This window comes from Kitasatospora phosalacinea, from assembly GCF_000716545.1.
GTDB classification, from domain to species: domain Bacteria; phylum Actinomycetota; class Actinomycetes; order Streptomycetales; family Streptomycetaceae; genus Kitasatospora; species Kitasatospora phosalacinea.
On the sequence record NZ_JNWZ01000022.1, the window covers coordinates 71151 to 93981 of the forward strand.

Consider the following 22831-nt stretch of genomic DNA (forward strand, 5'->3'; position numbering starts at 1 on the left):
GGCGGAAGTCAGGTATCGGCGGTCTTGGCGGAATTGGCAGACGCCCGGGTTTTAGGTGCCCGTGAGAGAGATCTCGTGAGGGTTCGAGTCCCTCAGGCCGCACCGGCGTTCACGCGCGAAGAGGCCCGCCCCGGGGAGCCGGGGCGGGCCTCTTGTCGCGTGCGGGCCTCCTCAGCCGAGCAGTTCGGCGACCACCGGCGCCAGCGAGCGGAAGGCCTGCCCGCGGTGGCTGATCGCGTTCTTCTCCTCGGCGCTCAGCTCGGCGCACGTGCGGCTCTCGCCGAGCGGCTGCAGGACCGGGTCGTACCCGAAGCCGTTCGTCCCGGCCGGCTCGGTGCGCAGGGTGCCGTGCAGCCGGCCCTCGACCACCCGCTCGGTGCCGTCCGGCAGGGCGAGCGCGGCGGCGCAGGCGAAGGAGGCGGCCCGGTGCTCCGGGGCGATGTCACCGAGCTGGGCCAGCAGCAGGTCCAGGTTGGCCCGGTCGTCGCCGTGCCGCCCGGCCCACCGCGCGGAGAAGATCCCGGGCGCCCCGCCCAGCACGTCCACGCACAGCCCGGAGTCGTCGGCGACGGCCGGCAGCCCGGTCGCCTTCGCCAGCGCGTGCGCCTTGAGCAGCGCGTTCTCGGCGAAGGTGACCCCGGTCTCCGGCACGTCCGGCACCTCGGGGAAGGCGTCCGCGCCGACCAGTTCGACGTCCAGTCCGGCCGCGCCGAGGATGTCGCGCAGCTCGGCGACCTTGTGCTGGTTGCGGGTGGCGAGAACGAGTCGCTTGGTCATGGGCCCAGCCTAGTGCGCGCCCGGGGATCAGCCGGTGCACACCTTGCTGACCCGCGCCGCGGCGCTGCCCAGCGGCGCGAGGTCGGGCGTCTGGTTGTTGTCGACGGCCTTCTGCACGCTGTCGATCTGGGTCTGCAGGTCGCCGATCGCGTTGGACAGGTCGGCGTCGCTGGAGTTGCGGCCGAGCTTGTCCATGTCGCCCTTGAGGTTCTGCAGCGCCTGCCCGGCGGCGGCCGGGTCCTGGTCGGCGTTGTTGAACGCCTCACCGAGCTGGGCGACGTGCGTGGTGACCTGCACCGCGGTGTTGGCGCAGCTGAGCGCCTTCTCCGCGGCCGAGCAGCTGACCGCGCTCAACGGCAGGACCAGGACCAGCGCGGCGACGGCGAGCGCGGTGGTGCGGTTGATGCTCAGCGGCTGCTGCATCGGCGAGTCCTCCAGGAGGGTGTGCGGGCTCACCCCGAACGTTAAGGCTCGGCCCGCGTGCCTGTACAGCACTCCCGGACCCGCCCACCCTTCCTGACGGCCGTTCAGCCCACCGCGGTTCCTAGAGTTCCAGGGCCTTGCGCTGGATCCCGTCCAGCTCGGCGCAGCCCAGACTGCCCAGGTCGAGCAGCTGGTTGAGCAGCTCCCGGTCGAACGGGGCGCCCTCGGCGGTGCCCTGGACCTCGACGAAGCGGCCGTCGGAGGTGCAGACGATGTTCATGTCGGTCTCGGCCCGGACGTCCTCCTCGTACTGGAGGTCGAGCATCGGGACGCCGTCGATGATGCCGACGCTGACCGCGCTGACGCCGCCGGTGATCGGCTGGCCCTTGGCCCGCAGCAGCTTCTTCCCGCGCGCCCAGGAGACCGCGTCGACCAGGGCCACGTACGCGCCGGTGATCGCCGCGGTGCGGGTGCCGCCGTCGGCCTGCAGGACGTCGCAGTCGAGCACGATGGTGTTCTCGGCGAGCGCCCGGTGGTCGACCACGGCGCGCAGCGAGCGGCCGATCAGCCGGCTGATCTCGTGGGTGCGGCCGCCGATCTTGCCGCGGACGGACTCGCGGTCGCCGCGGGTGTTGGTGGCCCGGGGCAGCATGGCGTACTCGGCGGTGACCCAGCCCTCGCCGCTGCCCTTGCGCCAGCGCGGGACGCCCTCGGTGACGCTGGCGGTGCACAGCACCTTGGTGTCGCCGTAGGAGACCAGGACGGAGCCTTCGGCGTGCTTGCTCCAGTTCCGTTCGATGGTGACGGGGCGGAGCTGGTCGGGGGTGCGGCCGTCGATGCGAGACATGCCCCCGAGCGTATCGGGTCCGGGTGCGGGGCCCGGCGGGGGCGCACGCACGGCGGCCCGCCGGCCGGTGGTCCCCGGCGGCGGGCCGTGCGGGTGGAGCGGGCCGGCGGGCCTCAGCTCACATCATGTCCTCGATCTCGGCGGCGATCGGGTCGGCGTCGGTGCCGATGACGACCTGGATGGCCGTGCCCATCTTCACCACGCCGTGGGCGCCGGCCGCCTTGAGCGCCGCCTCGTTGACCTTGGAGGCGTCGTGGACCTCGGTGCGCAGCCGGGTGATGCAGCCCTCGACCTCGTCGATGTTCTCGATTCCGCCGAGACCGGCGACGATCTTTTCAGCCTTGCTGGCCATGGTCTTTCTCCCTCTGTCTCGGCGCTTCGGCGGTCGGTCGCCGGATGCCGTACTGCGTGTGCGGTGGTGCCGGCCGGAGGTGACCCGGGATCAGTCTGCCGCGCCTTCCGACGGCGCGACCAGCATCACCCGATTCCTGCCGATATGCCACGTTAGTTCACTTTCGGGCTATCTCCGCGCGCGGCCGCCTCGGGGGCCGTCGCAGGATGGCGATCATCGGGCTCTCGAACCCGCGGACCGCCGCTGCCTCGAAAATGGTCTACACCAATCGTAGGTGTACTCGGGACAACGCGGGGCGGTCCGCCGGTGTTCCTGGCCCCACGCACGGATGGACCCCCCAGGGGGACGGGAACGGCAGCGGAGGGCCGACGATGAGTTCACCAGGCGCCACGGCACACCAGTCCACGTGGTGGCACACCTTCTACGGCGGCCTGCAGAAGATGGGCCGCAGCCTCCAGCTCCCGGTCGCCGTCCTGCCCGCCGCCGGCCTGCTGACCCGGCTCGGCCAGGAGGACATCTTCGGCAAGAACGGCCTCGGCTGGGACAAGGTCGCCGCGGCGATCGGCGCCGCCGGCGGCGCGCTGCTCAACCCCGCGCTCGGCCTGCCGCTGCTGTTCTGCATCGGCGTGGCGATCGGCATGGCCAAGAAGGCGGACGGCTCGACCGCGCTCGCCGCGGTGGCCGGCTTCCTGGTCTACTACACCGTCCTGCGCGCGTTCCCGAAGGACTGCCCGGCCGGCTCGACGCTGGACGCCTCGATCTGCGTGAACTACACGGACAAGACCGTGGTGGAGGCCGCCTACCAGAACCCCGGCGTGCTCGGCGGCATCCTGATGGGCCTCTTCTCGGCCTGGCTGTGGGTGCGCTACCACCGGGTCAAGCTGGTCGACTGGCTGGGCTTCTTCAACGGCCGCCGCCTGGTCCCGATGATCACCGCCCTGGTCGGCCTGCTGTTCGGCTCGCTGATGGTGTGGATCTGGCAGCCGATCGGCAACGGGCTGGAGGACTTCTCCAAGTGGCTCTCCGACCTGGGCGCGGTCGGCTCCGGCATCTTCGGCGTGGCCAACCGCGCCCTGCTGCTGATCGGCATGCACCAGTTGCTGAACACCTTCGTCTGGTTCCAGTTCGGCAGCTACACCAACCCGGAGACCGGCAAGTCCGGCACCGGTGACATCGGCCGCTTCCTGGCGGGCGACCCCTCGGCCGGCCAGTTCCTCTCCGGCTTCTTCCCGATCATGATGTTCGCGCTGCCCGCCGCCGCGATGGCCATCGCCGCCTGCGCCAAGCCGCACCGGCGCAAGGAGATCTACGGCCTGATGTTCTCGGTCGCGCTGACCTCCTTCGTCACCGGCGTCACCGAGCCGATCGAGTACTCCTTCGCCTACGTGGCCCCGCTGCTGTACGCCATCCACGCGGTGCTCACCGGTGTCTCGATGGCGGTCACCTGGGGGCTCGGCGTCCACGACGGCTTCAGCTTCTCGGCCGGATTGATCGACTACCTGCTCAACTGGAACCTGGCCACGAAACCGTGGCTGATCATCCCGATCGGCCTGTGCTTCGCGGCGGTCTACTACGTGGTCTTCCGGTTCGTCATCGTCAAGTTCAACCTCAAGACCCCGGGTCGCGAGGACGACGACGAGGTCGAGGACGTGACCAAGGCCTGACCCCAGGTCAGCGGCCCCGGCGCCGCACAGCGCGCCCGCGGCGGGAGGAATTCCCGCCGGGGGCGCACTTCTTTGTTGCCCGACGAACCAGAAGGAGTTACCTCCAGGTCAATTGATCCGGCGTCAACCCGGCCAAGGTTTCGATTCCGCAGCGCTTGTCCCCCGCGAACCTTAAGAGGGTTCCGGAGCCCGTTCGGCCCGTGCTAGAAAGCTGAACGAGACCTTAAGTGGTCTAGACCAGAATCGCGCTGCCGTGAGGAACCACCGCATATGAGTACGACCGCGCAGAACTCCCGGCCGGCGTCGGCACCCGGTGGACGGGAGCTGCGCTCCCGGGTCTTCGCGGCCCTCCAGAAGATCGGCCGCAGCCTCCAGCTCCCGATCGCCGTGCTGCCCGCCGCCGGCATCCTGCTGCGGCTCGGCAAGGAGGACGTCTTCGGCGACCAGGGCCTGGGCTGGACCAGGGTCGCCGAGGTCTTCTCCGCCTCCGGCCACGCCGTCTTCGACTGGATGCCGCTGCTGTTCTGCGTGGGCATCGCCATCGGCTACGCCAGGAAGGCCGACGGCTCCACGGCGCTCGCCGCCCTGGTCGGCTTCCTCACCTACCACCAGGTGCTCACCGCCTTCCCGAAGACCGGCTACCAGGTGCTGCCCGGCCGGGACGTCGAGGCCACCTACCAGGACCCGGGCGTGCTCGGCGGCGTGGTGGTCGGCCTGCTCTCCGCGGTGCTGTGGCAGCGGCTGCACCGCGCCCGGCTGGTCGACTGGCTGGGCTTCTTCAACGGGCGCCGGCTGGTCCCGATCGTGATGGCGTTCGTCGGCACCGCGCTGGGCGTCCTCTTCGGCCTGTGCTGGGGCCCGATCGGCGGCCTCGTGGACCGCTTCAGCACCTGGGCGATCGGGCTGGGCGCGCTCGGCTCCGGCGTCTTCGGACTGATCAACCGGGCCCTGCTGCCGTTCGGCCTGCACCAGTTCGCCAACACCTTCTTCTGGCAGCAGGCCGGCACGTACACGGTGGGCACCCAGGAGTTCCACGGCGACCAGACCCGGTTCTTCCAGCACGACCTCGCCGCCGGCCAGTTCATGTCCGGCTTCTTCCCGATCATGATGTTCGGCCTGCCCGCCGCCGCCCTGGCGATCGCCCACTGCGCCCGCCCGGAACGCCGCCGGGCCGTCCTGGGCATGATGTTCTCGCTGGCCCTGACCTCCTTCGTCACCGGCATCACCGAGCCGATCGAGTTCGCCTTCCTGTTCATCGCCCCCGTGCTGTACGTCCTGCACGCCGTGCTCACCGGCCTGTCCATGGCGGTCACCTGGGCGCTGGGCGTGCACCACGGCTTCACCTTCTCCGCGGGCGTCATCGACTACGTGCTGAACTGGAACCTGGCCACCGAGCCGTGGCTGGTCATCCCGATCGGGCTGTGCTTCGCGGTGGTCTACTACGCGCTCTTCCGGTTCGTCATCCTGCGCTTCGACCTCAAGACGCCGGGCCGCGAGGACGACGACGGCTTCGAGGACGGGTAGCCCGGGGCCCGCTAGATCCAGCCCAGCCGGGCCGCGTGCACGCCCGCCTGGAAGCGCGACTGGGCGCCCAGCGCCGCGGTCAGGTCGGCGACCAGGCGGCGCACCGTGCGGTCGGAGATCTCCAGCTTGCGGCCGATCGCCTGGTCGGTGAGCCCGGCCGCGAGCAGCCGCAGCACCTCGCGGTGGCGGTCGTCGGGGGTGGTGCGGCCGAGCAGCTCCGGCGGGATCCAGCTGGCCGCCCAGAAGTGCTCGAAGAGCTCGCGGACCACGCCGACCACGGCCGGGTCGCGGACCACCACCGCGGCGCTGCCCGGCGGCTCCCCGGGCGCGGGCAGCACGGCCAGGCCCGCGTCGACCACGATCAGCCACAGCGGCAGGGTGTGCGCGACCCGGATGTGCGCGCCGGCCGCGGTCAGCGCCTGGACGTGGGCGAGGACGGCGCCCTGGTGCAGGGCGGCGGCGGGGTAGATGGTGCGCAGGGTGACCCGGTGGGCCAGGGCGATCCGCTCGCGGGCGAGCTTCTCGGCCAGGCCGTTCTCGGACTGGTCCTGGCCGGGCCGCAGCGACAGCGCCTCGGTGCGGGCGGCCCGGGCGGCGTCCTCCAGCAGCGCGGCGACCCGGTCGGCGCCGCGGACCAGCTCGTGGGCGGTGCCGGTCTGCAGCGGCAGGTAGTGGGCGTGCAGCCGCTCGACCCGGTCCCGGGTGCGGCGGGCCTCGCCGAGCAGTTCGGTGAAGCGGCGGTCGGAGTCGGCGAGCAGCTGCCGCACCGCGGTGTCGATCGAGACGGCGGCCACCCCGCTGGTGGTCGCCGATGTTCCCCGGAGCAGTCCGAGGCCGCGCAGTTCGTCCATCGCCTGCTCGAACTCACCTTCTCCGAAGCCGAGTTCGTCGCGCAGTGAGTCCAGCGGCAGGCCGGGGTCGGCGAGCAGGCGGGCGTACAGGGCGGTGCTGGTCTCCACCCTGCGGAAGCCTAGGGCCGCCGCCGGGGAGGAGCAGGGCGGTTTTCAGCATTCGAGACGGGTGCTCCGGTGGCGGTCATGGCCTGATCCGGCGCGGCCGGGGGCCTTCGCCCGGCGGGCGGGGGTCTCCAGGATGGTCGCCATGGCGATTCCCGAGTCTTCCGTGATCTGGTTCGACGGCGCGCTGGTGCCCTGGCAGGAGGCCCGCGTCCACGTGCTGACGCACGCGCTGCACTACGGCACCGGAGTGCTGGAGGGCACCCGGGCGTTCGAGACGGCCGACGGCCCCGCGGTGTTCCGGCTGGACGAGCACCTGGCCCGGCTGGAGCGCAGCGCGCGCATGCTGCGGATCGAACTCCCCTACAAACGCCACGAGTTGGCTGAGGCGACGCTCGCCCTGGTGGCGGCGAACGGCCACCGCTCGTGCTACCTGAGGCACCTGGCGTTCCTGGGCTACGGCTCGATGGGGCTGGACATGCGGCACTCCCCCACCAGCGTGTCGATCGCCTCCTGGGAGTGGCCGGCCTACCTGGAGGCGGAGCGCGGGCTGCGGCTGATGACCAGCAGTTGGCGGCGCACCGACCCCAACTCCGTCCCCCCGGCGGCGAAGGCCACCGGCCCGTACCTCAACTCGGCCCTGGCCCGGCGGGAGGCGAGCGACGCGGGCTTCGACGAGGCCCTGCTGCTGGCTCCGGACGGCACGGTCAGCGAGTGCAGTTCGGAGAACGTCTTCACGGTCCGCGACGGGGTGCTGCGCACTCCCCCCAGCAGCGCGGGCGCCCTGGAGGGCATCACCCAGGACACCCTGCTGACGCTGGCCCGGGACATGGGCGTCGAGGTGCGGGTGGAGAACCTGCTGCGCTCGGACCTGTACGCGGCGGACGAGGTGTTCGTCTCCGGGACGGCGGCCGGGGTGGTGCCGGTGGCCTCCCTGGACAACCGCGAACTACCGTCGGTGGACGGCGAGTTGACCAAGCGCCTGGGCGAGGCGTACCGGGCCGCGGTGAGCGGCGCGGACGAGCGCTACCGGCACTGGCTGACGCCGGTTCAGAGCTCGTAGACGGCTCCGGCCCGGGCCAGTTCGACCGGCCCGGGGAAGACCGCGGCGGCGTCCCGGCGGTTGCGCTCGGCGTCGGTCCACGGGGGGATGTGGGTGAGCACCAGTCGGGCGGCGGCAGCCGCGGCGGCGTGCTCGCCGGCCTGGGTGCCGTTGAGGTGGATGGAGTCGAAGGTCTCCTTGCCGTCCGTGTAGGCCGCCTCGCACAGGAACAGGTCGGTCCCCCGGGCGAGTTCGACCAGGTCGGGGCAGATGCCGGTGTCCCCGGAGTAGACCAGGCTGCGGCCGCCGGCCTCGATCCGGAAGCCGTACGCCTCGCAGTCCAGGTGGTTGACCCGGGCGGCGGTGACGGTGAACGGGCCGAGCGCGAGCCGGGCGCCGCCGGTGAGGTCGCGGAAGTCGAACACCTCGGTCATGCCCGGCTTCTCCGGCATGTCGTAGGCCCGGGCCAGGCGCTCGGCGGTGCCGCTCGGTCCGTGCACGGGCAGCGGTTCGGGGCAGCCCTCGACCCGGTAGTTGCGGGCCACCCAGTACGCGCACAGGTCGACGCAGTGGTCGGCGTGCAGGTGGCTGAGCAGGACGGCGTCCACGTCGTACAGGCCGGTGTACTTCTGCAGCGCGCCGAGCGCGCCGTTGCCGAGGTCGAGGACCAGGCGGTAGCCGTCGTGCTCCACCAGGTAGCTGGAGCACGGGGAGTCCACGGACGGGAAGCTCCCCGAGCACCCCACCACGGTCAGTTTCATGCCGAGCCCTTCCCGCCCCGTCGGGCCATCGTCCGCGGCCGTCCGCGCCGCCGGTGGGGCGGGGCGGGGTTCTTCGACTCCGTCGGTGCTTTGACTGTCGAGGGTAAGGGCCGGGCGGCACTTTGCCCCCTCTCCCGTGCCGGGCTGTGGGCGGAATCACCAGGACGGGGCGGAGGCGTTCGAACGCGCTACGAACGGCGCCCGGGGCGGGCCAGCGCCCAGGCCCGGATGGTCTCCGGGTACCAGCGGGGGTGGCCGGCGGCGTCGACCAGGTCGGGTTCGGGCAGCAGCCCGTGCCGCCGGTAGTTGCGCACGGTCTCGGTCTGCACGCGGATGTGCAGGCCGATCTCGACGTAGGACCAGAGCTCTCGGCCGGGCATGGCGCCCACCTCCGGGTGACGGCGAACCAGTGGTGCGCCGCCAGCGTGGCGGGGCGGGCGGCGACGGCCGGGGCGTGACCGGCGCGGTGGCCGTTCCGTGACGAAGCGGTCACCCGGAACGGACAAATGCTGCGGTGTCACAGTGGGCCGATGATCGGACGAGCGGACGGCGCGGCACCCGGGAAGGGGTGCCGCGCCGTGGTCGCGCCGTCGGATGATCAGGCCCGGATCCGGCCGATCAGGCCCAGAGCTGGCCCTGCAGCGCCTCGACCGCCGCCTCGGTGGTCTCGGCGGTGTAGATGCCGGTGGACAGGTACTTCCAGCCGCCGTCGGCGACCACGAACACCACGTCCGCCCGCTCGCCGGCCTTGGCGGCCTTGCGGGCCACGCCGATCGCCGCGTGCGCCACCGCGCCGGTGGAGACGCCCGCGAAGATGCCCTCCTGCTGGAGCAGTTCGCGGGTGCGGGTGACCGCGTCGGCCGAGCCGACCGAGAAGCGGGTGGTGAGCACCTCGGCGTCGTAGAGCTCGGGGACGAAGCCCTCGTCGAGGTTGCGCAGGCCGTAGACCAGGTCGTCGTAGCGGGGCTCGGCGGCGACGATCTGCACCCCCGGGACCTTCTCGCGCAGGTACCGGCCGATGCCCATCAGGGTGCCGGTGGTGCCCAGGCCCGCCACGAAGTGGGTGATGGTGGGCAGGTCGGCGAGGATCTCCGGGCCGGTGGTGGCGTAGTGCGCGCCGGCGTTGTCCGGGTTGCCGTACTGGTAGAGCATCACCCAGTCGGGGTGCTCGGCGGCGATCTCCTTGGCGATCCGCACCGCGGTGTTGGAGCCGCCGGCGGCGGGCGAGGAGATGATCTCCGCGCCCCACATCCGGAGCAGCTCGCGGCGCTCCTCGCTGGTGTTCTCCGGCATCACGCAGACCATCCGGTAGCCCTTGAGCTTGGCCGCCATGGCGAGCGAGATGCCGGTGTTGCCGCTGGTGGGTTCCAGGACGGTGCAGCCGGGGGTGAGCCGGCCCTCCGCCTCGGCGCGCTCGATCATGCGCAGCGCCGGGCGGTCCTTGATCGAGCCGGTCGGGTTGCGGTCCTCCAGCTTGGCCCAGAGCGTGACCCGGCCGTCCTCGTTCCCGGGTACGCCGGCCGAGAGCCGCGGCAGCCGCACCAGCGGCGTGTTGCCGATGGCCTCGATCGGGCTGTCGTAGCGCATTACTTCATACCGCCGGCCACGGCCGGGAGGATGGTGACGCTGTCGCCGTCGGTGACGGCGGTGGCGATGCCGTCCAGGAAGCGGACGTCCTCGTCGTTCAGGTAGACGTTGACGAAGCGGCGCAGTTCGCCGCCGTCCAGCAGCCGGGCGGCGATGCCGGGGTGGCGGGAGTCGAGGTCGGTGAAGAGCTCCCCGAGGTTTGCGCCGTTGCCGTCGACGGCCTTGGCGCCGTCGGTGTAGGTGCGGAGGATGGTCGGGATGCGGACCTCGATGGCCATGGCTGCGCTCCTGTGGAGTGAGTTCGGGTTGCCGGGCCGGGCGGGGCACGGCGGGGGGAGGGCCCCGGCGGCGGGGCGGGCGGTCCGACCGGCCGGTCGGCTCCGCCGGTCGTCGGTCAGCGCGCGGCGGTGCCGGGACAGATCGCGCTGGCGAGCCGGCACAGGTCGACGTGCAGGCGCGCCACGAGGCGGGTGCCTGGGGCCTGATTGCTCACATCGACGGAACGCATGGACTCATCGTATAGATTCCCGGCCCCGCTTTGACATGCTTGTCTCGACATCCGGGCGGTGGCGTTCCGAGGCATGAGAAAACGGGCCGATCCGCCGCGCTGGGCGCGGTGCGGGTCGGCCCGTCGCCGGGCGGGCGGGGGTCAGGCGGCGTACGCCTCGACCACCTCCACGTCTTCCTCCGTGATCACGCCGTCCACGATGCGGAACGAGCGGAACTGGTAGGGGTCCTCCTCGCCGGTGCCGTCGGCGGTGGACACCAGCACGTAGTGCGCGAACGGCTCGGAGGCGTAGCTCACGTCGGTGCGGGACGGGTACGCCTCGGTGGCGGTGTGCGAGTGGTAGATCACCACCGGCTCCTCGTCGAGGTCGTCCATCTCGCGGTAGAGCTTCAGCAGGTCGCCGGAGTCGAACTCGTAGAAGGTGGGCGAGCGGGCCGCGTTGAGCATCGGGATGAACCGCTCGGGGCGCCCGGTGCCGGCCGGTCCGGCGATCACGCCGCACGCCTCGTCCGGGTGGTCGGCGCGGGCGTGGGCGACGATCCGGTCGCGCAGTTCTCGGGTGATGGTCAGCATGCGGCCAGGATAGCGAGGGGCCGGCCGCCGCCCGGCGGGCGGCGGCCGGCCCGTCACCGCTCCGCCTGGGGCCCGTCAGTTGCCGTCCCCCGCGTGGAGGTGGGAGTCCGGGTCGGCGTGCACGGCGGCCGGGTCGCGGCGGCGCAGCACCTCGTAGCCGACGGCCAGGCACAGCGCCCAGCCGGGGAAGACGTACAGCGAGATCCGGGCGTCCGGGTCGAGCGCGATCAGGACGGCGACCAGGGCGAGGAAGGCCAGCGACAGCCAGCGGCTCCAGTTGCCGCCGGGGGCGCGGAAGGTGGGGGCGGGCAGTCGGCCGGCCCTCCAGGCGGCGCGGTAGCGGATCTGGCTGGCCAGGATGACGCCCCAGGTCCACAGGCCGCAGACGGTGGCGATCGAGGTGATGTACTGGAACGCCCGTTCCGGGACGCAGTAGTTGAGCACCACGCCGGCGCCCATCAGCAGGCAGGAGACGGTGATCGCGGCGGCCGGGGTGCGGCGGGCGTTGAGCCGGGTGAGCCGGCCGGGGGCCTGCCGGCGCAGGGCCAGGTCGCGCAGCATCCGACCGGTGGAGTACATCCCGGAGTTGCAGGAGGAGAGCGCGGCGGTGAGCACCACGAAGTTGATGATCCCGGCGGCCGCCGGGATGCCGACCTTCCCGAACGCGGCGACGAACGGGCTGACGCCGGGCTGGAACTCGGTCCACGGCACCAGCGACAGGATGACCACCAGGGCGCCGATGTAGAACAGCGCGATCCGCACCGGCAGGGTGTTGATGGCCCGCGGCAGGGTCTTCTCCGGGTTCTCGCTCTCGCCCGCGGTGACGCCGACCAGTTCCACGCCGAGGTAGGCGAACATGACGATCTGCAGCGTCATCACGGTGGCGCCGATGCCCTTGGGGAAGAATCCGCCGTCCTGCCACAGGTTGGTGATCGAGGCGGTGTCGCCGGCGTCCGAGAAGCCCAGGGTGAGCACGCCGATGCCGATCAGGATCATCCCGAGGATGGCGGTGACCTTCACCATGGAGAACCAGAACTCGATCTCGCCGAACAGCTTCACCGAGATCAGGTTGGCGGCGTACAGCACCAGCAGGAAGGCCAGCGCGGTGGTCCACTGCGGGATGCCGGGCTCCCAGAAGCGGACGTAGACGGCGGCGGCGGTGGTCTCGGCCATGCCGGTGACCACCCAGAACAGCCAGTACGTCCAGCCGGTGACGAAGCCGGCGAACGGGCCGAGGAACTCCCGGGCGTACTCGGCGAAGCTGCCCGCCACCGGGCGGTAGGTGAGCAGTTCGCCGAGCGCCCGCATGATCACGAAGATCACCACGCCGGCCACCGCGTAGCTGAGGATCAGGCTGGGGCCGGCCTTGGAGATGGCGGTGCCGGCGCCCAGGAACAGGCCGGTGCCGATCGCACCGCCGATCGCGATCATCTGGATCTGCCGGCCGCCCAGCCCGCGCTGGTAGCCCTCCTCGTCGGGGGCGGTGCCGGTCGCCCCGTCCATCGCCTGCTGCGCCATCCGTCCGCCTCGCCTCCAGGTCCGCGCCGACCGGTCGGCCGGCGGGCCCCGTCTTCCCGGGGAGGCAGCAGTGAACCACGCGAAAGCTCCGGAAGGCCTCACATCTGAGCGTTACCTGAGCAATCGGACAATATGAGCGAAAGTCGGGCCGGGCGGCCGGGGCTCAGCCCGCCATCGCCTCCAGCAGGCTCTCCTGCAGCGCGCCCAGCCACAGGTAGGCGATCACCAGCGGCTTGCGCGGGTCGGAGTCGGGCAGCCGGTACAGGCCCTCCTCGTCCTCCTCGGTGACCTCCAACCGGGCGCCCAGGGCCAGCCGCAGGTCGTTCAGGGCGCCCAGCCAGTGCGGGAGGTCGGCCGGCTTCGCCTCCAGCACCCCGCCCGCGCCGCCCAGCCCGTCCAGCGCCCGGACCACCGCCAGCGCGTCCTCACGCTTGCGGGCCCGCAGGTCCAGCTCGGTGTAGCGGCGGAACTCGGCGGAGCGCTCGGCGGTCCGCGGGTCCTCGGGCGCGCCCGGGCCGCCGTACGCGTCGGGGAACAGCCGCAGCAGCGCCGGGTCGCCGGGGGCCTCGCTCGGGCCCTCGGCGAACAGCGCGGCCAGCGGGTCGTCGCTCTCCCCGCCGGGCGGCGGCCCGATCAGCTCCAGCATCTGCACTTCCAGCGAGCGCAGGATGGACACCTCGAACTCGTCCAGCGCGATCGCCGCGCCGCCGTGGCCCGCGCTCTCGAACAAACCGGCCATGTGTGTGGAATCAGTCCCTCGTGGATGGTGGGTGACGGTCCGTCAGTCGTGCTGCAGGGTGGCCCACAGGCCGTAGCCGTGCATCGCCTGCACGTCGCGCTCCATCTCCTCGCGGGTGCCGCTGGAGACCACCGCCCGCCCCTTGTGGTGCACGTCCATCATGAGCTTGTGCGCCTTGTCCTTCGGATAGCCGAAGTAGCTCTGGAAGACGTACTGGACGTAGCTCATCAGGTTGACCGGGTCGTTGTGGACGATGGTCACCCACGGCGTGTCCGGTTCCGTGACCGGAACCCCCTCCGTCTCCGGGCGCTCGACCTCCACCGGCGCGACACTCACAGTCCGTCTCTCCTCGTCGACCTCGGCTTCCCCCGTCCCATGCTTCCATCCGAGGGACTCCGGAGCGAATCAGGGTGCCCCGGCGCGGACCCGGCGAGAGAAATCGTCACTCTGACGCTAAGTGGTAGTAGCATCATCCCCATGGACGCCATCACCGCGCACCGCAGCTCCGCGCTGCTCACCGACCGCTACGAGCTGACCATGCTGCAGGCCGCGCTGCGCAGCGGCGCCGCCCACCGCCGCTCGGTCTTCGAGGTCTTCACCCGCCGCCTGCCCGACGGTCGCCGCTACGGCGTGCTGGCCGGCACCGGCCGGGTGCTGGACGCCGTCGAGTCCTTCCGCTTCACCACGCCGCAGCTCGACTGGCTGGCCGACCAGCAGGTGGTGGACGAGCCGACGCTGCGCTTCCTCGCCGACTACCGCTTCAGCGGCAGCGTGCACGGCTACCCCGAGGGCGAGGCGTACTTCCCCGGCTCGCCGCTGCTCACCGTCGAGGGCAGCTTCGCCGAGGCGGTGATCCTGGAGACGGTGATCCTGTCGATCCTCAACCACGACTCGGCGATCGCCGCCGCCGCCTCCCGGATGACCGCCGCCGCGGGCGGCCGCCCGGTGATCGAGATGGGCGCCCGGCGGGCCCACGAGCAGTCCGCGGTCGCCGCCGCCCGGGCCGCCTACCTGGCCGGCTTCGCCGCCACCTCGGACCTGGAGGCCGGCTTCACCTACGGCATCCCGACCACCGGCACCGCCGCGCACGCCTTCACCCTGCTGCACGACAGCGAGCGGGACGCCTTCACCGCGCAGATCGACTCGATGGGCCGCGACACCACCCTGCTGGTGGACACCTACGACCTCGGCGAGGCGGTCCGCACCGCCGTCGAGGTGGCCGGACCGCGGCTGGGCGCCGTCCGGATCGACTCCGGCGACCTCACCCTGCTGGCCCACCGCGTGCGCCGCCAGCTCGACGAGCTCGGCGCCACCGACACGAAGATCATCGTCACCTCGGACCTGGACGAGTACGCCATCGCCGCGCTGGCCGCCGCCCCGGTCGACGGCTACGGCGTCGGCACCAGCCTGGTCACCGGCAGCGGCCACCCGACCTGCTCGATGGTCTACAAGCTGGTCGCCCGCGAGTCGACGCCCGGCGGCGAGCTCGTCCCGGTCGCCAAGCGCTCGGCCGGCGGCAAGAGCAGCGTCGGCGGCCGCAAGTGGGCCGCCCGCCGCCCCGACCGGGACGGCGTCGCCGAGGCCGAGGTGGTCGGCACCGGCGCCGTCCCCGCCGAGTTGGAACCGCACCTGCTGCACGTCCCGCTGATCACCGGCGGCGAGGTGGTCGGCCGCGAACCGCTGGACGCCGCCCGCGAGCGCCACCGCCGGGCCCTCGCCGCGCTGCCGCTGTCGGCCACCCAGCTCTCCCGCGGCGAGCCGGTGATCGCCACCGAGCGGTACGCCGGCTGAACCCGGGGCCGGACCGGGAGGGCTCGCCCCGGCTTTGCCCGCCGGTACTTCCGTGCCCGCCCCGGCACTGCCTAGAGTGCCAACCGCCGTACCGTCCGGGTCCGCCCGGGCCACCCCGACACCACCGCGGCCGAGACCCCCGGCTTTGGACCGCGCCCCAGCTCCCAGCGAGCCAACGAGAGAAGAGCCAGCCCATGCACCGGGCCCTGATCGTCGTCGACGTGCAGAACGACTTCTGCGAGGGCGGCAGCCTTCCCGTCGCCGGCGGGGCCGAGGTCGCGGCCGCGATCACCGACCTGATCGCCGAGTCCGCCCCCGGCTACGCCCACATCGTCGCCACCCGCGACCACCACATCGACCCGGGGCCGCACTTCGCCGCCCGGCCCGACTTCGTCCGCTCCTGGCCCGCGCACTGCGTGGCCGGCACCGAGGGCGTGGGCTTCCACCCCAACTTCGCCCCCTCGGTGACCTCCGGCGCGGTCGAGGCGGTCTTCTCCAAGGGCGCGCACGCCGCCGCCTACAGCGGCTTCGAGGGCTTCGACGAGCACGGCGGCACGCTCACCGACTGGCTGAACGAGCGCGGCGTCACCGACGTCGACGTGGTCGGCATCGCCACCGACCACTGCGTCCGCGCCACCGCCCTGGACGCCGTCCGCGAGGGCTTCGCCACCCGCGTCCTGCTCGACCTGACGGCCGGCGTCGCTCCCGCCACCACCGCCGCCGCGCTGGACGAACTTCGCTCCGCGGGCGTCGAGTTGACCGGCACCCCGATCGTCCGCGGCTGACCGGCCGCCGACCCGACCCGCCGACCGGACCCGTCGGCCCGACCCGTCGGTCCGACCTGCCGCACCGGGCGGGGCCGGCTCAGCGCGCGGTGGCCCGCAGCTCCACCACGTCCTCCCCGCCGAGCCGGTACGCCTCGGCCAACTCGCCGCCGACCGCCTCCCGTTCGGCGGCGAGCCGGGACGAGGAGACGTACACCACCCGCACGCCCAGGTACTCCATCCGGTGCTGGCCGCCGCGCACCCAGGCCGCCTCGCCCTCGCTGACGCAGCGCAGCTCGGAGTCGACCTCCACCGCCACCGCCGCCTCGGGCCAGTACAGGTCCGGCACCGCGATGTACGTGCCCCCGCGCATCCGCAGCTCCGGGCCCGGCAGCGGCAGCGGCAGCCCCAGCTCCGCCGCCAGGACCGTCAGTTCGGCGAACGCGGACTCCCGCTGGGCCGCCAGCAGCTCGTCCACCGCCGCCCGCACCCGGGGCGCCTCCAGCAGCCGCGCCTCGGCCAACTCGGCCAGCAGCTCGCGCGCCGCGCAGCCGCCCCCGCGCCCGGACAGCGCCTCGCGCAGCAGCGCCCGCAGCAGGCCCGGGCCGATCCGGCCGGACTCGAACGCGCCCTGCTCGCCCCACTCGTCGATCGCGTCCGCCACCGCCCGGGCCACCGGGGCGACCGCCAGGCCGTGCACCGAGCGGGCCTCCAACTCCCGTCCGGTGCGCCGGATCCGCACCTGCCCGGCGTCGCGCAGCCGGCGCTGCCGGGGCACCAGCACCTCCACCCCGAGCACCGCGGGCAGCCGCGGCACCGACACGAACCCGTACAGCGCCAGCGCGGCCGCGCCGGTGATCACCGCGCCCTCGCGGGCACCGTCCTCGGCCCGGCCGTCCTGCGCCGCGTACAGCAGCGCGGCCCACATCCGCTGCTCGGGCGTCGGCGCGCCCTCCTGCAGCAGGTAGACCCGCGGCAGCAGCCGCTGCCAGGGGCCGCCGCTGCGGCAGTGCTCGCTCACCATGCGGGCGGGCACGCCGCGGGCGCGGAGCTGACTGGCCGTCACCACGTTCTGCTGGCGCCGGGCGAGTTCTTCGAGGGACGCGGGCTGCTGCGGGATGCGGTTCATGACTTCCACGTTCCCCCGCACGTCTGACACCCGACGCCCGACCTGACGACCTGTTACCCAACCGTCGTCAAACCGGGACTGCTCCGCACTAAAGTCCCCATACCCTCACCCATTCGGCGGATCGCCCGTTCACCCTGTTGTCGCAATAGGTCGGACTTGTTTTCCAACATCCGATTCTCGTCGGATCGACACCGCATTGCGACCCCTTCGAGTCCGTGCCACCGACCTGCGCCGTCTGACCAGGGGTGATCGACCCCGCACCCAACGTCACGCCCCCCGGCGTCGGCCACCACCGTGAATTGCCTAACATCGGGCACATGCCCCGCGACGAGACATCAGCCCAGCGCGCCGCCCGACTACGCCTCGGCCGCCTGCCCGGCTACGTCCGCCAACCGGATCCCGCCAGACGCGGCGGGGAGGACGGACGTACCTACAAGAAAGGCTGGGAAGTCCGTTTCACGGCGCGCAGCGAGGCGGAGATAACCGAGATCCGCGAACTCGTGGCCGCCGCCGGATTCGCCCCCGCCCGGCCCTTCTTCAAGGGCCACCAGCTCATCCAGCCGGTCTACGGCATCGCCGCGGTGCAGGCCTACCTGGCCGCCCGCGAGAGCGTGGAGGCCGCGGAGGCGTCCGCCCGGACCGACCGCCGCGGCGCCGGCATCCCCGAGCAGACCCGGCGCGAGCCCGACAGCGTGGCGGCCGCGGCGCGCGCCGCCGAGAGCGCGGCGGCGCGGGCGGCCACGGAGGCGGCGGCCCGGGCGGGCGGGGCGACGGCGGGCGGGGCCCGGACGGCGCGGGCGACACGCGAGCGCTGACGGCCCGGCCGGGGCGGCGGCCGGGGCGGCCCGGAGGGCGCGCGGACCGGAAGGGCGCCGAGCGGCCTCCTGGCGCCCCGGAGGCCCCACCGGCCACAGGAGTTGCGGAGGCCCGCGAACGGGGCTACTGACCCCGCTCCAGGGCCTCCTGACGGTACGTCAGCTCCCGCGCCCGACCGCACCGCCGGCTCCGGCACGGCCGGGGCGGCCGGGGCGAGGTCAGGCCGCCCCCGCCGGGGTTCGACCGGTGTGCGCGGCACCGGCGCGTTCCGCAGCGGCCCGTTCCGTGTCGGCCCGTTCCGTGTCGACGTGCACGGTCGCGGCGATCAGCCGGGGGACGGCCCGGATCAGGGCCCGCTCGGCGGCCTCCGCCACCTGGTGGCCGGCCACCACCGTCAGCGCGGGGTCGACCACCACGTCCGCCTCGGCGCGCAGCGCGTGCCCGATCCAGCGCATCCGCACCGCGCCGACCCCGCGCACCCCGTCCACGGCGGCGAGTTCGCGCTCAGCCGCGTCCAGCAGCGCCGGGTCGACGGCGTCCATCAGCCGCCGGCCCACCTCGCGCACCGTGCCGCGCAGCACGCCCAGGATCGCCACCGTGATCAGCAGTCCCACCGCCGGGTCCGCGTACCGCCAGCCCAGCGCGCCGCCGCCGGCGCCGAGCAGCACCGCCAGCGAGGCCAGCCCGTCGGTGCGGGCGTGCAGGCCGTCCGCGACCAGTGCCGCCGAGCCGATCCGGCGGCCGGTGGCGATCCGGTAGCGGGCCACCCACTCGTTGCCGAGGCACCCCGCGAGGGCCGCCCCGGCCACCGCCCACAGGTGCCCCACCGGCTCCGGGTGCAGCAGTCGCTGCACCGCCGTCCATCCCGCGACCAGCGAGGACGCCGCCACCGCCAGCACCACCGCGACGCCCGCCAGGTCCTCGGCCCGCCCGTACCCGTACGTGTAGCCGCGGCTCGCCGCCCGCCGTCCCAGCAGGAACGCCACGCCCAGCGGGACGGCGGTCAGCGCGTCCGCGGCGTTGTGCACGGTGTCGCCGAGCAGCGCCACCGAGCCCGACAGCACCGCGATCACCGCCTGCGCGGCGGCCGTCGTACCCAGCGCCAGCAGCGAGACCCAGAGCGTGCGCAGGCCCTCGGCGGAGGACTCCAGCGCCGCGTCGACCCGGTCGGCGGCGTCGTGCGCGTGCGGGCGCAGCAGGTGCGCCAGGCGGTGCCGCAGCCCCGGACGGCCGTGATCGTGATCGTGGCCGTGCCGGTGATCGTGCTCGCGCTCGTGCTCGCGCTCGTGCTCGCGGCCATGGCCGCGCCGGTGGTTCCGTTCAGCGGGGGGCGCGTGGTGGTGTTCCCCGCGCCGACGGGTGGTGGAGTTCCCGGTTCCCGGGGCGGTGCCGCCGGGCGGGTGGTGGTGGTCGAGCCGCTCGTGGCCGGGGCCATCCGGCCGGTCCGGTGTGTGATGGTGGTCATGCCCGTGGTCCGGGATTCGCCCGTGGAGGTGAGACCCGTCGCCGTTCCAGCGTTCACCCATGGGGCTCACAGTGGCACACCAACTCCCTTGCAGCCACTGTCGATGTACCACCTCTGACCAGGTGCGATGCCCTCGCAACTGCGTCCGGCGAGCGGCATCTGCTGACGCGTCGTCACACAACGGCCCGAATCAGGTCCGGCTCCGGGCATCTCAGCAGACTTGTCACCCACTGCACCCGCCCGAGGGCCTAGAGTGAGCGCTGACGCTCCCCGCCCGGACCCAGATCGAGAGGCAGCTGATGTGACTGACCGTCATGTCCAGGCCGCAGACTCGGCACCCGCTGATCGGTCCACCGAACTTCCGTGCGTATCGGTCGAGTTCGCCGCCTTCTGCGAGCTCCACGAACCCAGGTACCAGAGCTACGCCCGGGTCTGGTTCCAGGAGCCCGGCGCGGCCCACCGGGTGGTCCGGCTCGCCCTGCACGCGATCGCCTCGGTGTGGTCCACCGTCCTGGAGAGCCCGAACCCGGCCGCCGAGGCCTGGCAGATCCTGCGCGACACCGTCACCGAGCAGCACGCCATCGCCGGGGCCGGGGGCCTGCGGCCCGACGTGGACGGCGACGAGGACCTGGCGATCCTGCACTACGTGGTCGGCCTGGCCACGCCCGAGATCGCGGACGTGGTGGGCGGCGACACCGCCAGCATCACCAGCCAGCTCCGCCAGTCCCACCGCAGGCGCGCCGCCGACTGGTGAGCCCCACCGTGGCTCCCGTCGACACCGACATCTCCGACATTCCCGGCATTTCCAACGCCCTCGGGGGGCGTACGGAATCGACCGCGCGCCCCCGGATCGCCTCGCCCGCCCGTGGCGTACCCCCGCGAGCGGGGCGCTCCCGCCCGGGCCGATCGCACCCGAAGCGCCGGTGATCGAGATCACGCCGGACGCACTACCCCCTCCCCTCCGGTCGGCGAAGGATGGAGCCGGCCGATCATGGCCACCACCACCGGGTCGGCCGCCACGGACACCCCCGCCGTCGCGGCCGATCACGACCACCGCAGCCGGCACGGCCCACCCGGGCCGTCGAGGACGGAGACCCGCGATGCCTTTCGACCACGCCGTGGCCATGTTCCACCACCAGGCGGACTCCTGCGCCGAGTTGGGCTCCCCGCTGTCCGCCGCGCTGCTGCGCCGGGCCGCCGGGGACCTCGCCGCGGGCGGACCGTGCGCGGAGGCGATCGCCGGCCGCGAGGACGCCCCCGGCCCGGACGCCGTCGCCCTGCGCCTGCTCGGCGCCGTCCACGCCCTGGTGCTGTCCGGCCTGGCCCCCGACCTCGCCGCGCACTACCCCAGCGTCGGCGGCCGCTTCGACCCCGCCGACCCGGACGCCCCGTGGCCCGCCTTCCGCGCCGCCGTCGCCGCCCACCTGCCGTTCGTCCGCGAGTGGCTCACCCGCCCGCCGCAGACCAACGAGGTCGGCCGGGCCAACCTGCTGCTCACCGGCCTCGCCTGGGCCCAGCGGGAACTCGCCTCCCCCACCGGCCCCCTGCCGGTGCGGCTGCGCGAACTCGGCTCCAGCGCGGGCCTCAACCTCCTCGCCGACCGGTTCCGCTGCACCTCGGAGGGCTTCTCGTACGGCCCGCCGGACTCCCCCGTCGTCCTCTCCGACGCCTGGCGGGGCGAGCCGCCGGCCTGGCTGCGGGACGCCCCGCTCCAGCGGGTGGCGGACCGGCGCGGCTGCGACCCGACCCCGATCGACCCGCGCTCCGCCGAGGGCGCGCTGGCCCTGCGCTCCTACCTCTGGGCGGACCAGCTCCCGCGCGTACGGCGGCTGAACGGCGCGCTCGCCCTCGCCGCCGGAACGCCCGCCCCGGTGGAGGAACTCGGCGCGGCCGCGTTCCTGCGCGGTGTCGAGACCGCTCCCGGCGCGCTGACGGTGGTCTGGCACTCGATCATGCGGCAGTACGTGCCCGCCGACGAATGGCGCGACGTGGAGGGCGAGTTGGCCCGCCTCGCGACCGCCTCCGAACCGTCCGCACCCTTCCTCCACCTCGCCTTCGAGCCGCGCCGGGTCGGCGCCGAGCACCGCTTCCTGCTCACCGCCCGGCTCGGCGCCCGCCCGGCGGCGGTGCTCGCCGAGGCCAGGCCGCACGGCCTGCCCGCGTGGACCCTGGCCGAGGACGACCCCGCCCTCGCCGCATCCTGACGTCCTGACGTCCTGGCGTCCTGGCGTCCGGTCAACCCTCCTGGTGCTTCTGCCCGGTGACGTCGTAGAGGTGGTGCACCGGGTCGTGGATCAGGTAGCGGGCGAAGGACTCCACGGTGAACCGGGCACCGTCGCTGCGGTTGCCGGTGCGCTGCCGGTCGGCGGGCGGCACCGAGGCGAAGGAGAGCGCCAACTTCTCTGCGCCCGAAGCCAGTTCGGCGGCCACCACGGCCGGGTCCTGCTCCGCGTAGCGCTCCTCGACCGCAGTGGCGTCCTGGTCCCAGTTGGCGAACAGCGGGCCGTCCTCGGCCAGCATCAGCCGCAGCCGCACGTCGAACAGCCGGAACACGTCCCGGACGTGGCAGGCGTACTCGAGCGGCGACCACACCCCGGGCGCCGGACGCTCGCGCAGCCCGTCCCCGGCGTCAGCCCCGTCCAGCAGCGCCACCCAGGCCGCCGCGTTGGCCCGGATCATGCCCGGCACCGCCTCGAAGGCCACCGCGGCGGTGTCCAGGCCGCAGTCGGCACAGGAACGTTCGAGGACCCAGGTCCAGTCCTTCGTGTCAGGAGTGATCATGCCCCCAGCATGGCCGACCCGCCGACCGCCCCACCAGCGGCGCAACCGCCGCCGACCATCGAAATCCCGCCACCGCCCACCCCGACACCACTCAGCCCGCCAGCACGGCCGCCAACCTCCCGGCCAGCTCGTCCATCCGCGCCGCCGGCACCGCCCGCTCCCCCGCCCTCAGCAACCCGAACACCCGGGGCCCCCGCGACTCCTCCGGCAATTCCGCCCCGCGCGGCACCACGTGGAAGTGCACGTGCGCGAACCCGGCCGCCTCCCCGAACTGCGCGACGTAAGCCTTCCGGCACCCCGTCACCACCTCCAGCGCCCGCGCCAACCGCACCTGCCACACCCCCAGCGACGCCGCCTCCGCCCCCGTCAGCTCCGCCACCGACTCCAGGTGCCGCCGGGGCAGCAACACCAGCCACCCCGGCAACGCGCAGTCCACCGCGTGCACCACCCGCCAGTGCTCGTCCACCGCGATCCGCTCGTACGCCGGCAACCGCTCGAACTCACCCTCCCGGGCACACGCGTAGCACTCGTCCACACCGGCCGATCCTACGTACGGTTCATCCCCGCGGCGCCACGTTCACCGCACACACCGAGGAAGTCGGCACCAGCCCCGGCAGGAACCCCTCCAGCAACCGCGAACACACCTCCCGCTGCTGCTCGTCCTGCACCCCCTCGGCCACCGCCACCCCCGGCACCCCCGCCACCACCACGACCAACCCCGCCACCGCACACTTCCACCGAACCACAGCACCCACCTCCGGGCATCGACGACCGAACTTCCGCCATCTCCTACCCCTGTCTCTTATACACATCT

Annotated in this window: 27 protein-coding genes and 1 tRNA gene; 9 read left to right on the top strand and 19 right to left on the bottom strand. The window is 73.2% G+C overall.

The window, feature by feature from the left end:
* Positions 1 to 18: 18 nt before the first annotated feature.
* Positions 19 to 102: transfer RNA gene (locus OO48_RS13855), tRNA-Leu, on the top strand.
* Between the two features lie 69 nt (positions 103 to 171).
* Here OO48_RS13855 and rdgB read toward each other — a convergent pair.
* The 4 genes from rdgB to OO48_RS13875 all read right to left on the bottom strand — a co-directional run bounded on the left by rdgB (position 172) and on the right by OO48_RS13875 (position 2399).
* Positions 172 to 777 carry an RdgB/HAM1 family non-canonical purine NTP pyrophosphatase gene (rdgB, locus tag OO48_RS13860; protein ID WP_033215760.1) on the bottom strand — a complete coding sequence of 202 codons (606 nt, stop codon included), beginning with the start codon at positions 775 to 777 and terminating at the stop codon, positions 172 to 174.
* A 27-nt stretch (positions 778 to 804) separates the two neighbouring features.
* Positions 805 to 1233, bottom strand: a complete 429-nt coding sequence (locus OO48_RS13865) for a hypothetical protein (RefSeq protein ID WP_051732108.1) — start codon at positions 1231 to 1233, stop codon at positions 805 to 807.
* Positions 1234 to 1321: 88 nt separating this feature from the next.
* Positions 1322 to 2047, bottom strand: coding sequence for a ribonuclease PH (gene rph, locus OO48_RS13870; protein WP_033215762.1), 726 nt, complete (start codon positions 2045 to 2047; stop codon positions 1322 to 1324).
* A gap of 118 nt (positions 2048 to 2165) precedes the next feature.
* On the bottom strand, positions 2166 to 2399 hold the full coding sequence (locus tag OO48_RS13875; RefSeq protein ID WP_033215764.1) for a PTS sugar transporter subunit IIB: 234 nt from the start codon (positions 2397 to 2399) through the stop codon (positions 2166 to 2168).
* A 371-nt stretch (positions 2400 to 2770) separates the two neighbouring features.
* On the opposite strand from OO48_RS13875, the gene OO48_RS13880 reads away from it, so the two are divergent.
* Together OO48_RS13880 and OO48_RS13885 are read left to right on the top strand one after the other, a co-directional pair.
* A complete protein-coding gene (locus tag OO48_RS13880; protein ID WP_033215766.1) occupies positions 2771 to 4063 on the top strand; it encodes a PTS transporter subunit EIIC in 1293 nt (430 codons plus the stop codon).
* A gap of 270 nt (positions 4064 to 4333) precedes the next feature.
* Positions 4334 to 5587: a PTS transporter subunit EIIC gene (locus OO48_RS13885; RefSeq protein ID WP_033215768.1), complete on the top strand. Its 1254-nt coding sequence runs from the start codon at positions 4334 to 4336 to the stop codon at positions 5585 to 5587.
* An 11-nt stretch (positions 5588 to 5598) separates the two neighbouring features.
* Here OO48_RS13885 and OO48_RS13890 read toward each other — a convergent pair whose 3' ends face one another.
* Positions 5599 to 6546, bottom strand: coding sequence for a helix-turn-helix domain-containing protein (locus OO48_RS13890; protein WP_033215771.1), 948 nt, complete (start codon positions 6544 to 6546; stop codon positions 5599 to 5601).
* Between the two features lie 142 nt (positions 6547 to 6688).
* Here OO48_RS13890 and OO48_RS13895 point away from each other — a divergent pair, with 142 nt between their 5' ends.
* The gene (locus OO48_RS13895; RefSeq protein WP_033215773.1) at positions 6689 to 7606 is read left to right on the top strand and encodes a branched-chain amino acid transaminase; all 918 of its coding nucleotides are present in this window, start codon (positions 6689 to 6691) and stop codon (positions 7604 to 7606) included.
* On the opposite strand, the gene OO48_RS13900 is transcribed toward OO48_RS13895, so the two are convergent.
* The 9 genes from OO48_RS13900 to clpS form a co-directional block, all read right to left on the bottom strand.
* Positions 7594 to 8346, bottom strand: coding sequence for an MBL fold metallo-hydrolase (locus tag OO48_RS13900; RefSeq protein WP_033215774.1), 753 nt, complete (start codon positions 8344 to 8346; stop codon positions 7594 to 7596). The two genes, OO48_RS13895 and OO48_RS13900, sit on opposite strands and share 13 nt — an antisense overlap.
* 188 nt (positions 8347 to 8534) lie before the next feature.
* Entirely contained in the window at positions 8535 to 8726 is a 192-nt protein-coding gene (locus OO48_RS13905) for a MarR family transcriptional regulator (RefSeq protein WP_033215777.1), read from the bottom strand.
* Between the two features lie 238 nt (positions 8727 to 8964).
* The gene (locus tag OO48_RS13910; protein ID WP_033215780.1) at positions 8965 to 9933 is read right to left on the bottom strand and encodes a PLP-dependent cysteine synthase family protein; all 969 of its coding nucleotides are present in this window, start codon (positions 9931 to 9933) and stop codon (positions 8965 to 8967) included.
* A complete protein-coding gene (locus OO48_RS13915; protein ID WP_033215782.1) occupies positions 9933 to 10211 on the bottom strand; it encodes a MoaD/ThiS family protein in 279 nt (92 codons plus the stop codon). Before OO48_RS13915 ends, OO48_RS13910 begins: the two co-directional genes overlap by 1 nt.
* A 116-nt stretch (positions 10212 to 10327) precedes the next feature.
* Positions 10328 to 10441 (bottom strand): putative leader peptide, encoded by a 114-nt coding sequence (locus OO48_RS41015; protein WP_310794779.1) that lies wholly within the window; start codon positions 10439 to 10441, stop codon positions 10328 to 10330.
* A 141-nt stretch (positions 10442 to 10582) separates the two neighbouring features.
* A complete protein-coding gene (locus tag OO48_RS13920; protein WP_033215784.1) occupies positions 10583 to 11014 on the bottom strand; it encodes a M67 family metallopeptidase in 432 nt (143 codons plus the stop codon).
* Between the two features lie 75 nt (positions 11015 to 11089).
* Positions 11090 to 12532 (bottom strand): amino acid permease, encoded by a 1443-nt coding sequence (locus OO48_RS13925; protein WP_106970321.1) that lies wholly within the window; start codon positions 12530 to 12532, stop codon positions 11090 to 11092.
* A gap of 163 nt (positions 12533 to 12695) precedes the next feature.
* Positions 12696 to 13271 carry a DUF2017 domain-containing protein gene (locus tag OO48_RS13930; RefSeq protein WP_033215786.1) on the bottom strand — a complete coding sequence of 192 codons (576 nt, stop codon included), beginning with the start codon at positions 13269 to 13271 and terminating at the stop codon, positions 12696 to 12698.
* 42 nt (positions 13272 to 13313) lie between these two features.
* A complete protein-coding gene (clpS, locus tag OO48_RS13935; protein ID WP_033215788.1) occupies positions 13314 to 13607 on the bottom strand; it encodes an ATP-dependent Clp protease adapter ClpS in 294 nt (97 codons plus the stop codon).
* Between the two features lie 141 nt (positions 13608 to 13748).
* Here clpS and OO48_RS13940 point away from each other — a divergent pair, with 141 nt between their 5' ends.
* Positions 13749 to 15062 carry a nicotinate phosphoribosyltransferase gene (locus OO48_RS13940; protein ID WP_063830673.1) on the top strand — a complete coding sequence of 438 codons (1314 nt, stop codon included), beginning with the start codon at positions 13749 to 13751 and terminating at the stop codon, positions 15060 to 15062.
* A 194-nt stretch (positions 15063 to 15256) separates the two neighbouring features.
* On the top strand, positions 15257 to 15847 hold the full coding sequence (locus OO48_RS13945; RefSeq protein WP_033215790.1) for an isochorismatase family protein: 591 nt from the start codon (positions 15257 to 15259) through the stop codon (positions 15845 to 15847).
* Positions 15848 to 15926: 79 nt separating this feature from the next.
* On the opposite strand, the gene OO48_RS13950 is transcribed toward OO48_RS13945, so the two are convergent.
* The gene (locus tag OO48_RS13950) at positions 15927 to 16955 is read right to left on the bottom strand and encodes a type IV toxin-antitoxin system AbiEi family antitoxin domain-containing protein (RefSeq protein WP_051732109.1); all 1029 of its coding nucleotides are present in this window, start codon (positions 16953 to 16955) and stop codon (positions 15927 to 15929) included.
* A 317-nt stretch (positions 16956 to 17272) separates the two neighbouring features.
* Between OO48_RS13950 and OO48_RS38255 the strand changes: the two genes are divergently transcribed.
* Positions 17273 to 17770 (top strand): hypothetical protein, encoded by a 498-nt coding sequence (locus OO48_RS38255; protein ID WP_157845445.1) that lies wholly within the window; start codon positions 17273 to 17275, stop codon positions 17768 to 17770.
* 219 nt (positions 17771 to 17989) lie between these two features.
* On the opposite strand, the gene OO48_RS13960 is transcribed toward OO48_RS38255, so the two are convergent.
* A complete protein-coding gene (locus OO48_RS13960; RefSeq protein WP_081952105.1) occupies positions 17990 to 19297 on the bottom strand; it encodes a cation diffusion facilitator family transporter in 1308 nt (435 codons plus the stop codon).
* 240 nt (positions 19298 to 19537) lie between these two features.
* Here OO48_RS13960 and OO48_RS38260 point away from each other — a divergent pair, with 240 nt between their 5' ends.
* Both OO48_RS38260 and OO48_RS13970 read left to right on the top strand, forming a co-directional pair.
* Positions 19538 to 19990 (top strand): hypothetical protein, encoded by a 453-nt coding sequence (locus tag OO48_RS38260; RefSeq protein ID WP_157845446.1) that lies wholly within the window; start codon positions 19538 to 19540, stop codon positions 19988 to 19990.
* Positions 19991 to 20336: 346 nt separating this feature from the next.
* Positions 20337 to 21440, top strand: coding sequence for a DUF2332 domain-containing protein (locus OO48_RS13970; protein WP_033215799.1), 1104 nt, complete (start codon positions 20337 to 20339; stop codon positions 21438 to 21440).
* A gap of 31 nt (positions 21441 to 21471) precedes the next feature.
* On the opposite strand, the gene OO48_RS13975 is transcribed toward OO48_RS13970, so the two are convergent.
* The 3 genes from OO48_RS13975 to OO48_RS38265 form a co-directional block, all read right to left on the bottom strand.
* Positions 21472 to 22017, bottom strand: coding sequence for a DinB family protein (locus tag OO48_RS13975; RefSeq protein WP_033215800.1), 546 nt, complete (start codon positions 22015 to 22017; stop codon positions 21472 to 21474).
* Positions 22018 to 22108: 91 nt separating this feature from the next.
* A complete protein-coding gene (locus OO48_RS13980) occupies positions 22109 to 22552 on the bottom strand; it encodes an HIT family protein (RefSeq protein WP_033215802.1) in 444 nt (147 codons plus the stop codon).
* 22 nt (positions 22553 to 22574) lie between these two features.
* Positions 22575 to 22742 (bottom strand): hypothetical protein, encoded by a 168-nt coding sequence (locus OO48_RS38265; RefSeq protein ID WP_157845447.1) that lies wholly within the window; start codon positions 22740 to 22742, stop codon positions 22575 to 22577.
* Between the last annotated feature and the right edge of the window lie 89 nt (positions 22743 to 22831).

What these genes read in the sequence shown, in the direction of transcription:
- OO48_RS13920 (WP_033215784.1), bottom strand. Translation starts at nt 11,014, where the DNA reads ATGCTGACCATCACCCGAGAACTGCGCGACCGGATCGTCGCCCACGCC.
- OO48_RS13975 (WP_033215800.1), bottom strand. Translation starts at nt 22,017, where the DNA reads ATGATCACTCCTGACACGAAGGACTGGACCTGGGTCCTCGAACGTTCC.
- OO48_RS41015 (WP_310794779.1), bottom strand. Translation starts at nt 10,441, where the DNA reads ATGCGTTCCGTCGATGTGAGCAATCAGGCCCCAGGCACCCGCCTCGTG.
- OO48_RS13970 (WP_033215799.1), top strand. Translation starts at nt 20,337, where the DNA reads ATGCCTTTCGACCACGCCGTGGCCATGTTCCACCACCAGGCGGACTCC.
- OO48_RS13950 (WP_051732109.1), bottom strand. Translation starts at nt 16,955, where the DNA reads ATGAACCGCATCCCGCAGCAGCCCGCGTCCCTCGAAGAACTCGCCCGG.
- OO48_RS13960 (WP_081952105.1), bottom strand. Translation starts at nt 19,297, where the DNA reads ATGGGTGAACGCTGGAACGGCGACGGGTCTCACCTCCACGGGCGAATC.
- OO48_RS13880 (WP_033215766.1), top strand. Translation starts at nt 2,771, where the DNA reads ATGAGTTCACCAGGCGCCACGGCACACCAGTCCACGTGGTGGCACACC.
- rdgB (WP_033215760.1), bottom strand. Translation starts at nt 777, where the DNA reads ATGACCAAGCGACTCGTTCTCGCCACCCGCAACCAGCACAAGGTCGCC.
- OO48_RS13930 (WP_033215786.1), bottom strand. Translation starts at nt 13,271, where the DNA reads ATGGCCGGTTTGTTCGAGAGCGCGGGCCACGGCGGCGCGGCGATCGCG.
- OO48_RS13895 (WP_033215773.1), top strand. Translation starts at nt 6,689, where the DNA reads ATGGCGATTCCCGAGTCTTCCGTGATCTGGTTCGACGGCGCGCTGGTG.
- OO48_RS13940 (WP_063830673.1), top strand. Translation starts at nt 13,749, where the DNA reads ATGGACGCCATCACCGCGCACCGCAGCTCCGCGCTGCTCACCGACCGC.
- OO48_RS13875 (WP_033215764.1), bottom strand. Translation starts at nt 2,399, where the DNA reads ATGGCCAGCAAGGCTGAAAAGATCGTCGCCGGTCTCGGCGGAATCGAG.
- OO48_RS13885 (WP_033215768.1), top strand. Translation starts at nt 4,334, where the DNA reads ATGAGTACGACCGCGCAGAACTCCCGGCCGGCGTCGGCACCCGGTGGA.
- rph (WP_033215762.1), bottom strand. Translation starts at nt 2,047, where the DNA reads ATGTCTCGCATCGACGGCCGCACCCCCGACCAGCTCCGCCCCGTCACC.
- OO48_RS13945 (WP_033215790.1), top strand. Translation starts at nt 15,257, where the DNA reads ATGCACCGGGCCCTGATCGTCGTCGACGTGCAGAACGACTTCTGCGAG.
- OO48_RS38255 (WP_157845445.1), top strand. Translation starts at nt 17,273, where the DNA reads ATGCCCCGCGACGAGACATCAGCCCAGCGCGCCGCCCGACTACGCCTC.
- OO48_RS13900 (WP_033215774.1), bottom strand. Translation starts at nt 8,346, where the DNA reads ATGAAACTGACCGTGGTGGGGTGCTCGGGGAGCTTCCCGTCCGTGGAC.
- OO48_RS13925 (WP_106970321.1), bottom strand. Translation starts at nt 12,532, where the DNA reads ATGGCGCAGCAGGCGATGGACGGGGCGACCGGCACCGCCCCCGACGAG.
- OO48_RS13905 (WP_033215777.1), bottom strand. Translation starts at nt 8,726, where the DNA reads ATGCCCGGCCGAGAGCTCTGGTCCTACGTCGAGATCGGCCTGCACATC.
- OO48_RS13910 (WP_033215780.1), bottom strand. Translation starts at nt 9,933, where the DNA reads ATGCGCTACGACAGCCCGATCGAGGCCATCGGCAACACGCCGCTGGTG.
- OO48_RS13915 (WP_033215782.1), bottom strand. Translation starts at nt 10,211, where the DNA reads ATGGCCATCGAGGTCCGCATCCCGACCATCCTCCGCACCTACACCGAC.